The sequence below is a fragment of the Pseudomonas sp. Sample_16 genome (assembly GCF_004307665.1).
GTDB lineage: Bacteria > Pseudomonadota > Gammaproteobacteria > Pseudomonadales > Pseudomonadaceae > Aquipseudomonas.
The window spans coordinates 31754-43653 of sequence record NZ_RCOB01000022.1 but is presented as its reverse complement, the minus strand read 5'-3'; the positions used below and the strand labels follow the sequence as shown (position 1 = coordinate 43653).

The following is an 11900-nucleotide window of genomic DNA, read 5'->3' as shown; positions in this document are numbered from 1 at the left end:
ACATCGGTTCCAGCACCTGCACCAGCTCCGGGTAGGCGTCGCACAGGTCAGGCGTGAGGTAATGGTTCATCGAGAAACTCCTGTAATAAGGGAGACAGCACGAACATCACTGATGAATCAGTCATCGAAAATGACCAGAACAGCTCAATCCGTCATATCTTAGCCGCAAGCCGATCAGAGCGAAATGCCCTTGATAGAGCGTCCAGCTTAGATTGCCGTGGCCAGAACCGCTTTTTCACCGAGCAGCGGCGTTTGCTGATCCGCCAGCCAGCGAGCCACCAATGGCCAGACTTCAACCTGTGCAGCTTTGCTGACCAGCATTTCGACGTGACCGAAATTGTCGCCGAAGCCCTGCTCGCGCCCCAGATTGATGAATTGCTTGTGTTCGCAACCCACTTGGTCGAACAGCTTGCGGCATGCCCAGGCCGGATCCTGATGATCCCCCGCCGCGCTCACCACAAGCACCGGCAGCTTCACCTCGGCGAGCCCGGCCCACCAGTCCTTGTCGGCGTCGCCGAAGCGCCCGAACAAGCCATACCAGCGCATGCTTTCCAGGGCCAGGCCAATTGGCTCGTCCTCCGGGCCGCGCTTGAGTCGTGAACCGGACAACTGAGCAAAGCGCTTGAGAATGAAGCGCCCGCCCCACTCCACGGGTGGAATCTTCAGCGGCCAGTAGGTACGGCTGACCTGGGTGCCAAAAAACGCAGCGGAGGCCACCACCGGCTCGCCGATATATTCACCGCCCAACGCCGCCGCCAGGGTAATGCCCCCCAGCGAATGGCCGATCCAGTGCGGAACCTGACCGCTTTGCTCACGCACGAACGCGCCAATCGCGGGCAGATCGTAACGCGCATAGTCAGCGACGCGATTCTTGCGATAGTCCTGGTTGCGCCGGGACAGGCCGTGACCGCGCATTTCCGCGATCCACACATCGAAGCCCAGGCGCGCCAAATGAGCACCCAGCCCCAGGCCTTTGGGGGAGAACCAGAAGCGTCGATTGGAAAAACTGCCATGCAACAGGATGACCGGCACGCCGCGTACGGCAGGCTCATCGGCCATGCCCAAACGGGTGACCGCCAGCTCGACACTCGGGTCCGGGCTGTTGGCCGGCTTCAAGCGATACACGTCTTCGCTCAGATCGCCACGCCGTTCGGCGCTGATCAGGGCGACAGGAAATAGGTTGCTGCTGCTTTGCATAATCTCTTGCACAAAAAAGGGCGGCATCCAGATGGAGCCCGCCCTACTTGAATCTCAAAAAGACCGCCCCTTGCAGGGGCACAGCTTGCTGACGATGGCGATTTTGAAGACGCCATCGCGGGCAAGCCTTGCTCCTACAGTGAGCGGTCCGTTTACACAGGATCAGGCCGAAGCTTGACCTTCCGCCAGGAAGAACCAGGTTTCCAGTACGGAGTCCGGGTTCAACGAAACGCTTTCAATACCCTGCTCCATCAGCCACTTGGCCAGGTCTGGATGGTCCGAAGGCCCCTGACCGCAGATGCCGATGTATTTGCCGGCCTTGTTGCACGCGGCAATGGCATTGGCCAGCAGCTTCTTGACCGCAGGGTTACGCTCGTCGAACAGGTGCGCAATGATCCCGGAGTCACGGTCCAGGCCCAGGGTCAGCTGGGTCAGGTCGTTGGAGCCGATGGAGAAACCGTCGAAGAATTCAAGGAATTCTTCAGCCAGGATGGCGTTGGACGGCAGCTCGCACATCATGATCACGCGCAGACCGTTGTCGCCACGGGCCAAGCCGTTTTCCGCCAACAGATCAACCACCTGGCTCGCTTCACCCAGGGTACGAACGAACGGCACCATGATCTCGACGTTGGTCAGGCCCATCTCGTTGCGCACACGCTTGAGAGCGCGGCATTCGAGTTCGAAGCAGTCACGGAACGATTCGCTGATGTAACGCGAGGCGCCACGGAAGCCCAGCATCGGGTTCTCTTCTTCAGGCTCGTAGAGCTTGCCTCCGATCAGGTTGGCGTATTCGTTGGACTTGAAGTCCGAGAGACGCACGATGACTTTCTTTGGATAGAAAGCAGCGGCCAGCGTGCTGATGCCTTCGACCAGTTTCTCGACGTAGAAGCCGACCGGATCGTTGTAGCCAGCGATACGCTTGTCGACGCTTTCCTTGATGTCTGCAGGCAGGCCGTCGTAGTTCAGCAGTGCCTTGGGGTGCACGCCGATCATGCGGTTGATGATGAACTCCAGGCGGGCCAGGCCTACACCGGCGTTCGGCAGTTGTGCGAAGTCGAAGGCGCGGTCAGGGTTGCCGACGTTCATCATGATTTTGAACGGCAGCTCCGGCATGGCGTCCACGGAGTTTTTCTTGATGTCGAAGCCCAGTTCGCCTTCGAAGATGAAGCCGGTATCGCCTTCCGCGCAGGAAACGGTTACGCCCTGGCCGTCTTTCAACAGCTGGGTGGCGTTGCCGCAACCCACCACGGCCGGGATGCCCAGCTCACGGGCGATGATCGCCGCGTGGCAGGTACGGCCGCCACGGTTGGTGACGATGGCGCTGGCGCGCTTCATGACCGGTTCCCAGTCCGGGTCGGTCATGTCGGACACCAGTACGTCGCCTGGCTGGACCTTGTCCATCTCGGACACGTCCTTGATGATGCGGACCTTGCCGGCGCCGATGCGCTGACCGATGGCACGGCCCTCAACCAGCACGGTGCCGGTTTCTTTCAGCAGGTAACGCTCCATGACGTTGGCCTGGGTGCGGCTCTTCACGGTTTCCGGACGGGCCTGCACGATGTACAGCTTGCCGTCGTCACCGTCCTTGGCCCATTCGATGTCCATCGGGCACTGGTAGTGCTTCTCGATGATCATCGCTTGCTTGGCCAGCTCGCTGACTTCAGCGTCGGTCAGGCAGAAACGTGCGCGGTCAGCCTTGTCGACATCGACGGTCTTGACCGAACGACCGGCCTTGGCCTCGTCGCCGTAGATCATCTTGATGGCCTTGCTGCCCAGGTTGCGGCGCAGGATCGCCGGACGACCGGCGGCCAGCGTGCCTTTGTGAACGTAGAACTCATCCGGGTTCACTGCGCCTTGCACCACGGTTTCACCCAGGCCGTAGGCGCCGGTGATGAACACCACGTCACGGAAGCCTGACTCGGTATCGAGGGTGAACATCACGCCGGCGGTGCCGGTTTCCGAGCGGACCATGCGCTGAACGCCGGCCGACAGGGCGACCAGTTTGTGGTCGAAGCCCTGGTGTACGCGGTAGGAAATGGCACGGTCGTTGAAAAGGGAAGCGAACACCTCTTTGGCGGCGCGAATGACGTTTTCGACACCACGGATGTTCAGGAAGGTTTCCTGCTGGCCGGCGAAGGACGCGTCCGGCAAGTCTTCGGCGGTAGCCGAAGAACGCACGGCCACGGCCATGTCAGGGTTGCCGGCGGACAGCGTGGCGAACGCGGTGCGGATTTCGGCGTTCAGCTTCTCGGGGAATTCGGCTTCCATGATCCATTGACGGATCTGGGCGCCGGTCTTGGCCAGGGCGTTCACGTCATCGACGTCCAGGGCATCGAGCGCATCATGAATCTGCTGGTTCAGGCCGCTCAGTTCCAGGAAATCACGATATGCCTGAGCGGTCGTGGCGAAGCCACCGGGCACCGATACGCCGGCACCAGCAAGGTTGCTGATCATCTCGCCCAGGGATGCGTTCTTGCCCCCCACATGCTCTACATCATGGACGCCGAGCTTATCGAGGGAAACTACGTACTCTACCAAGGTGATCTCTCCACTAACTGTGTTGGAAAAGCTCAGAAACCGGCTGCTTAAGTGAGCATTTGCCGGCTATATGGCCTGGACCTGGAAAATAAGTGAGAATGCGGGCCAACGGTGGCCGGCAAATCGCGCCTATCATATCCAAGATTCGTCACTAGCTTAAGGCCCAAGGTGCAAATGAAACGATCTGCTTTCTTTATCTCCGATGGCACGGGCATTACCGCCGAAACCCTCGGCCAGAGCCTCCTGGCGCAGTTCGAAAACATTACCTTCAGCAAAGTCACGCGGCCGTACATCGACAACGTGGACAAAGCGCGGGCCATGGTACAACAAATCAACAAAGCCGCCGAAACCGACGGCTTTCGTCCGATTATCTTCGACACCATCGTCAATCAGGACATTCGTGAGATCCTCGCGACTTCCAATGGTTTCATGATCGACATTTTCTCGACGTTCCTGGCGCCGCTTGAACAGGAACTGACCGAGCATTCTTCCTACACCGTGGGTAAGTCCCACTCCATCGGCGCCAACACCAATTACATGGAGCGTATCGAGGCCGTTAACTTCGCCCTCGACAACGACGACGGCGCCCGCACGCACTATTACGACAAGGCCGACCTGATACTAGTGGGCGTGTCGCGATGTGGTAAGACGCCGACGTGCCTGTACATGGCGATGCAATTCGGCATCCGCGCGGCCAACTACCCGCTGACCGAAGACGACATGGAGCGCCTGCAACTGCCGTCCGCCCTGCGCGCCCACCAACACAAACTGTTCGGCCTGACCATCGACCCGGACCGCCTCACCGCCATCCGCAACGAGCGCAAGCCCAACAGCCGTTATTCGAGCTACGCTCAGTGCGAGTTCGAAGTACGCGAGGTGGAAAACCTGTTTCGCCGCGAGAACATCCCGCACATCAATTCCACGCATTTTTCGGTGGAAGAAATCTCCGCGAAGATTCTCGTGGAGAAAGGCGTCGAGCGGCGGTTCAAGTAACTCTCGGTTGCCTGCTTCGGCCTCATCGCCAGCAGGCTGGCTCCCACATTGGTACTGCGGTGAACACAAAAACACTGTGGGAGCCAGCCTGCTGGCGATTGAACGATAACGCGCTCGCCCTAGATCACAAATAAATCCACAAACCGATTGACGGGCGCTGCCTCAAGCCGCGCCTGATCCCTGCACAACTGAAAAATCTCCTCGCTGCGCTGCCCGCTGAACCGTGTCAGCAAGTTCGCCCTGAACTTGTCCTCCAGCAACGGAATGCCTTCGACCCGGCGCCGACGATGGCCGATCGGGTACTCCACCACGACGTTCTCCGTGCTTGAACCATTCTTGAAAAACACCTGGACCGCGTTGGCAATGGAGCGCTTGTCGGCCTCCAGGTATTCACGGGTGAAACGCGGTTCCTCAACGATCACCATCTTGTCGCGCAACACATCGATGATCGGATGTGCCTTGTGGAAATCGTCTTCGTAATACTCGGCCACCAGCTTGCCGAAGGCCAACGGCACAGCGGTCATGTACTGGATGCAATGATCGCGGTCAGCAGCGTTGGCCAGCGGGCCGACCTTGGAAATGATGCGAATCGCCGATTCTTGAGTTGTGATCACGATCCTGTCGATTTCGTGCAGGCGATTGCGCACCTGCGGATGCAAGGTGACGGCTGCTTCACACGCCGTTTGCGCATGGAACTCGGCGGGGAAACTGATCTTGAACAACACGTTTTCCATCACATAACTGCCGTACGCCCGCGAGAAACTGAAGGCCCGTTTTTCCTCAGGCTTGAGCGCCAGATCGCTATTGGTGTGGCTGAACAAAACGTCGTAAAAACCCCACTGCCTGGCACTCAGGACGCCTGGAATGCCCATCTCGCCGCGCATCGCCATGTCTGCCAGGCGTACGCCGCGACTCGACGCATCACCCGCCGCCCAGGATTTACGCGAACCGGCATTCGGCGCATGCCGGTAGGTACGCAGTGCCTGGCCGTCGGCAAAGGCGTGTGACAACGCCGACAACAACTGTTCGCGATTGGCCCCCATCAATTTGGCGGTGACCGCGGTGGAGGCGACTTTCACCAGAATGACGTGATCGAGACCGACACGGTTGAACGCGTTATCCAGGGCGATTACGCCTTGAATCTCGTGGGCCAGGATCATCGATTCAAGCACAGTGCGTACGGTCAGCGGCGCTTCGCCATTGGCCAGGCGCTTTTGTGATAAATGGTCAGCCACCGCAAGAATTCCGCCGAGGTTGTCCGACGGATGCCCCCATTCCGCCGCAAGCCAGGTGTCGTTGTAATCGAGCCAGCGCACGATGCAGCCGATATCCCACGCCGCCTTCACCGGATCGAGCCGATAACTGGTGCCCGGCACACGGGCACCGAACGGCACGACGGTGCCTTCAACCACAGGCCCCAGATGCTTGGTGCACTCGGGAAAACGCAAGGCCAGCAGACCGCAACCCAAGGTGTCGATCAGGCAGTTGCGCGCAGTATCCAGCGCTTCTTCGGATTCGATCTTGTAGTCGAGAACGTAATCGGCAATGTCCTGCAGGATCTTGTCGTACTCAGGGCGGTTGTTCAGGTCGACGTTGGCACTCATGTTCGATTCACTCTAGCGGTGGTTCGTTGATGGGACCTCGGTTCAGGGCTGACTTTTCTTTTTGTCGAAACGTGAACCTCTGTAGGAGCCAAGCTTGCTCGCGATAGCGGTGCATCAGGCAACACTGATGTTGAATGTTATGGCCTCATCGTGAGCAAGCTCGGCTCCTACAGGGTATGTGTGAGTTAGAACGAATCGCCGGGAATACGGACAAACCCTTCCATCAACACCCGCGCACTGCGGCTCATGATCGCTTTGTTCACCGTCCATTCACCGTTGACCTGACTGGCTTCGGCGCCGACACGCAAGGTGCCCGACGGATGACCGAAGCGCACCGCGTTGCGTTCGATACCGCCCGCCGCGAGGTTAACCAGGGTGCCGGTAATCGCTGCCGCCGTGCCAATGGCGACTGCCGCCGTGCCCATCATTGCGTGGTGCAGTTTGCCCATGGACAGCGCACGCACCAACAGGTCGACATCGCCTGCCGCAATCGCTTTGCCGCTGGACGAAACATAGTCCGCCGGCTTGGCCACGAAAGCCACTTTCGGCGTGTGCTGCCGCTTGGCCGCTTCGTCGACATTGGCGATCAGGCCCATGCGCAATGCGCCATAAGCGCGGATGGTTTCGAACATCAGCAAGGCTTTCGGATCACCGTTGATCGCGCCTTGCAGCTCGGTGCCCTTGTAGCCGATGTCTTCGGCGTTGACGAAAATCGTCGGGATGCCGGCGTTGATCATGGTCGCCTTGAACGTACCTACACCGGGTACTTCGAGGTCGTCCACCAGGTTGCCGGTAGGGAACATCGAACCGCCAGCGCCCTCTTCGTCCGCTGCCGGATCGAGGAATTCGATCTGCACTTCCGCCGCCGGAAAGGTCACGCCGTCGAGTTCGAAATCGCCGGTTTCCTGCACTTCACCATCGGTGATCGGCACATGAGCGATGATGGTCTTGCCAATGTTGGCCTGCCATACGCGAACCACGGCAACGCCGTTGTGCGGAATGCGGCTGGCATCGACCAGACCGTTGCTGACCGCGAACGAACCGACCGCTGCCGACAGGTTGCCGCAGTTGCCGCTCCAGTCCACGAATGGCTTGTCGATGGAGACTTGACCGAACAGGTAGTCGACATCGTGATCAGCCTTGGTGCTTTTCGACAGGATCACGGTTTTGCTGGTGCTGGAGGTGGCGCCGCCCATGCCGTCGATTTGCTTGTCGTACGGGTCGGGGCTGCCGATCACCCGCAGCAGCAACGCATCGCGGGCCGGGCCTGGAACCTGGGCCGCTTCAGGCAAATCCTTCAGGCTGAAAAACACGCCTTTGCTGGTGCCGCCGCGCATGTAGGTCGCGGGAATCTTGATTTGCGGTGCATGAGCCATGGTGTTGCTTACTCCTTAGCTTGAAAACGGACACGGGACTCAAAGTCCCGTGTCGGTACAGCCTGTGTTAGACGGCTACTGCCGACTCTTCGAGGAAGTCCTGGGCGAAGCGTTGCAACACGCCGCCCGCCTCGTAGATCGACACTTCTTCGGCGGTGTCCAGACGGCAAGTCACCGGCACATCGACGCGCTCGCCATTCTTGCGATGGATCACCAGCGTCAGCTCGGCGCGTGGCGTGCGATCGCCAATCACGTCATAGGTTTCGCTGCCGTCGATGGCCAGGGTGTGGCGGTTGGTGCCAGGCTTGAACTCCAGCGGCAACACGCCCATGCCCACCAGGTTGGTGCGGTGGATGCGCTCGAAACCTTCGGCGGCAATCGCTTCGACACCGGCCAGGCGCACGCCCTTCGCCGCCCAGTCACGGGACGAACCCTGACCGTAGTCGGCACCGGCAATGATGATCAGCGGCTGCTTGCGATCCATGTAGGTTTCAATCGCTTCCCACATGCGCATCACTTTGCCTTCCGGCTCGACGCGGGCCAGCGACCCCTGCTTGACCTTGCCGTTTTCCACAACCATTTCGTTGAACAGTTTCGGGTTGGCGAACGTGGCCCGCTGCGCGGTCAGGTGGTCGCCACGGTGCGTTGCGTAAGAGTTGAAGTCCTCCTCCGGCAGGCCCATTTTTGCCAGGTATTCGCCGGCGGCGCTGTCGAGCATGATGGCGTTGGAAGGCGACAGGTGATCGGTGGTGATGTTGTCTGGCAGCACCGCCAGCGGACGCATGCCCTTGAGCGGACGCGCGCCGGCCAGTGCGCCTTCCCAGTACGGCGGACGACGGATGTAGGTGCTCATTTCGCGCCACTCGTACAACGGCGCGACTTTCGGGCCGGTGTCTTCGTGGATGGCGAACATCGGGATGTAGACCTGACGGAACTGTTCCGGCTTCACCGAGGCTTTCACCACGGCGTCGATTTCTTCGTCGCTCGGCCAGATATCCTTGAGGCGGATTTCCTTGCCGTCGACCACGCCCAGCACGTCCTTCTCGATGTCGAAACGGATGGTGCCGGCAATCGCATACGCAACCACCAACGGCGGCGAAGCGAGAAATGCCTGCTTGGCGTACGGGTGAATCCGACCGTCGAAGTTACGGTTGCCGGACAACACCGCCGTGGCGTACAGATCGCGGTCGATGATCTCTTGCTGGATCACCGGATCCAGCGCACCGGACATGCCATTGCAGGTGGTGCAAGCGAAGGCCACGACGCCGAAACCGAGCTGTTCCAGCTCATCGGTCAGGCCGGCTTCATCAAGGTACAGGGCCACGGTTTTCGAGCCCGGCGCCAGGGACGACTTGACCCACGGCTTGCGGGTCAAGCCGAGCTTGTTGGCGTTGCGCGCCAGCAGGCCGGCGGCGATCACGTTGCGCGGGTTACTGGTGTTGGTGCAGCTGGTGATGGCGGCGATGATCACCGCGCCGTCCGGCATCTGGCCTGGCACATCCTCCCATTTACCGGAGATGCCTTTAGCGGCCAGGTCCGACACCGCCACCCGGGCGTGCGGGTTGCTCGGGCCGGCCATGTTGCGCACCACTGAAGACAGATCGAAAGTCAGGCCGCGCTCATATTGCGCGCCTTTGAGGCTGTCGGCCCACAGGCCGGTGGTCTTGGCGTAGTTCTCGACCAACTGCACCTGCTCGTCTTCACGACCGGTGAGCTTGAGGTAGTCGATGGTCTGCTGGTCGATGTAGAACATCGCCGCCGTGGCGCCGTATTCCGGGGCCATGTTGGAGATGGTCGCGCGGTCGCCGAGGGTCAGCGCGGAAGCGCCTTCACCGAAGAACTCCAGCCAGGCACCGACCACTTTTTGCTTGCGCAGAAACTCGGTCAGCGCCAGCACCATATCGGTCGCGGTGATGCCCGGTTGCAGTTTGCCCGTGAGTTCGACGCCTACGCTTTCCGGCAGGCGCATCCACGACGCGCGGCCGAGCATCACGCTCTCGGCTTCGAGGCCACCGACACCGATGGCGATCACGCCCAGCGCATCGACATGCGGGGTGTGGCTGTCAGTGCCGACGCAGGTATCAGGGAACGCAACGCCGTCACGCACCTGGATCACCGGAGACATTTTCTCCAGGTTGATCTGGTGCATGATGCCGTTGCCCGGCGGGATCACGTCGACGTTCTTGAACGCCTTCTTGGTCCAGTTGATGAAGTGGAAACGGTCTTCGTTGCGACGGTCTTCGATGGCGCGGTTCTTCTCGAACGCCTCCGGATCGAAGCCACCACGTTCGACGGCCAGGGAGTGGTCGACGATCAGTTGCGTCGGCACCACCGGGTTGACTTGCGCCGGGTCGCCGCCTTGCAGGGCGATGGCGTCACGCAGGCCGGCGAGGTCGACCAGGGCGGTCTGGCCGAGGATGTCGTGGCACACCACACGGGCCGGGAACCACGGGAAATCGAGGTCGCGCTTGCGTTCGATGAATTGCTTGAGCGATTCGGTGAGCGTGGCCGGATCGCAGCGACGCACAAGGTTTTCCGCCAGCACTCGAGAGGTGTAAGGCAGGGTGTCGTAGGCGCCGGGAGCAATGGCCTCGACTGCCGCGCGGACGTCGAAGTAATCCAGTTTGCTGCCGGGCAGCGATTTGCGGAATTTCGTGTTCATCGTCAGGACTCGGTCACGGTAAATACAAAGGGTGGGGCTGGCGCCGGATTCGAAATCAACACAATCCACTGTGGGAGCGGGCTTGCCCGCGATTGCGGTGGGTCAGCCGACACATGTGTCGAATGTGACTCCGTCATCGCGGGCAAGCCCGCTCCCACAGGGATCTACGCTGTATCCAGATCCCTGCAACAGCCTCCACCATTCAGCGTTGTTCGATTGGCACGAACTTGCGCTGTTCGACGCCGGTGTACTCGGCGCTCGGGCGGATGATGCGGTTGTTGGCGCGTTGTTCGTACACGTGGGCCGCCCAGCCGGTCAGGCGCGAGCAGACGAAAATCGGTGTGAACAACTTGGTCGGGATGCCCATGAAGTGGTACGCCGAGGCATGGTAGAAGTCGGCGTTCGGGAACAGCTTCTTCTGTTCCCACATGGTGGCGTCGATGGCCTCGGACACCGGGAACAACACCTTGTCGCCCACTTCGTCGGCGAGTTTTTTCGACCAGCCCTTGATCACCTCGTTGCGTGGATCGTTGTCTTTATAGATCGCGTGACCGAAGCCCATGATCTTGTCCTTGCGCGCCAGCATGCCGAGGGTGCCCTCGACCGCCTCTTCCGGCGACGAGAAGCGCTCGATCATTTCCATCGCCGCTTCGTTGGCACCGCCGTGCAGCGGGCCGCGTAGCGAACCGATGGCCGCGGTAATGCACGAATACAGGTCCGACAAGGTGGAGGCGCAAACCCGTGCGGTGAAGGTCGAGGCGTTGAACTCGTGCTCGGCGTAGAGGATCAGCGAAACGTTCATCACCTTGACGTGCAGCTCGCTTGGCTTCTTGCCGTGCAGCAGGTGCAGGAAGTGGCCGCCGATGGACTGTTCGTCGCTCACGCAATCGATGCGCTTGCCTTCGTGGCTGAAGCGATACCAGTAGGTCATGATCGCCGGGAATGCCGCCAGCAGTCGGTCGGTCTTGTCGTGTTGCTCGGAGAAATTGTTCTCCGGCTCGAGGTTGCCCAGGAACGAGCAACCGGTACGCATCACGTCCATCGGGTGGGCGTCGGCGGGGATGCGCTCGAGCACTTCTTTCAGCGCTTGCGGCAGGTCGCGCAGCTTGCTCAGCTTGGCGATGTAGGCGCTCAGTTGCGCCTTAGTCGGCAGTTCGCCGTACAGCAGCAGGTAAGCGACTTCTTCGAACTGTGCGTCAGCCGCCAGTTCACGAACGTCATAACCACGATAGGTCAGACCGGCACCCGACTGGCCAACGGTGGACAGTGCGGTTTGCCCGGCAACCTGGCCACGGAGCCCGGCGCCACTGAGTACTTTTGCTTCGGCCATTTCTGTCTCCAATATTCTTGAATTTGTCAGAGAAAACTTATCTCGCTTCCTGTAGGAGCGAGCCTGCTCGCGATGCGGGGTATCAGGCTTCCCGCGTCAACATTGGCGTCCATCGCGAGCAAGCTTCGCTCCTACAGGGCGTTCTTTACTTCTTCGCCGCAAACAACGCATCGAGCTTCTGCTCGAAGGTGTGGTAGTCG

The 11900-nt window shown here is 60.3% G+C and carries 7 protein-coding genes and 1 pseudogene; 1 reads left to right on the top strand and 7 read right to left on the bottom strand.

Annotation, left to right across the window (positions count from 1 at the left end; all coding sequences use genetic code 11):
• The 3 genes and pseudogenes from D8U69_RS02940 to ppsA form a co-directional block, all read right to left on the bottom strand.
• Window positions 1-70: pseudogene (locus D8U69_RS02940) on the bottom strand (putative 4-hydroxy-4-methyl-2-oxoglutarate aldolase); the annotation flags it as partial.
• Window positions 71-207: 137 nt separating this feature from the next.
• A complete protein-coding gene (locus tag D8U69_RS02935) occupies window positions 208-1197 on the bottom strand; it encodes an alpha/beta fold hydrolase (RefSeq protein WP_056856960.1) in 990 nt (329 codons plus the stop codon).
• A gap of 162 nt (window positions 1198-1359) precedes the next feature.
• Window positions 1360-3735, bottom strand: coding sequence for a phosphoenolpyruvate synthase (gene ppsA / locus D8U69_RS02930; protein WP_056856959.1), 2376 nt, complete (start codon window positions 3733-3735; stop codon window positions 1360-1362).
• Between the two features lie 174 nt (window positions 3736-3909).
• Here ppsA and D8U69_RS02920 point away from each other — a divergent pair, with 174 nt between their 5' ends.
• Complete coding sequence (locus tag D8U69_RS02920) at window positions 3910-4728, top strand: pyruvate, water dikinase regulatory protein (protein WP_056856958.1); 819 nt, start codon at window positions 3910-3912, stop codon at window positions 4726-4728.
• A 119-nt stretch (window positions 4729-4847) separates the two neighbouring features.
• Here the strand turns inward: D8U69_RS02920 and prpD are convergent, their stop codons facing one another.
• The 4 genes from prpD to prpC all read right to left on the bottom strand — a co-directional run bounded on the left by prpD (window position 4848) and on the right by prpC (window position 11700).
• Complete coding sequence (gene prpD, locus D8U69_RS02915) at window positions 4848-6332, bottom strand: 2-methylcitrate dehydratase (protein WP_130906656.1); 1485 nt, start codon at window positions 6330-6332, stop codon at window positions 4848-4850.
• A 185-nt stretch (window positions 6333-6517) separates the two neighbouring features.
• A complete protein-coding gene (prpF, locus tag D8U69_RS02910; RefSeq protein ID WP_056856956.1) occupies window positions 6518-7708 on the bottom strand; it encodes a 2-methylaconitate cis-trans isomerase PrpF in 1191 nt (396 codons plus the stop codon).
• Between the two features lie 67 nt (window positions 7709-7775).
• Entirely contained in the window at window positions 7776-10370 is a 2595-nt protein-coding gene (gene acnD / locus D8U69_RS02905) for a Fe/S-dependent 2-methylisocitrate dehydratase AcnD (RefSeq protein WP_130906655.1), read from the bottom strand.
• Between the two features lie 202 nt (window positions 10371-10572).
• Window positions 10573-11700, bottom strand: coding sequence for a 2-methylcitrate synthase (prpC, locus tag D8U69_RS02895; protein ID WP_130906137.1), 1128 nt, complete (start codon window positions 11698-11700; stop codon window positions 10573-10575).
• Between the last annotated feature and the right edge of the window lie 200 nt (window positions 11701-11900).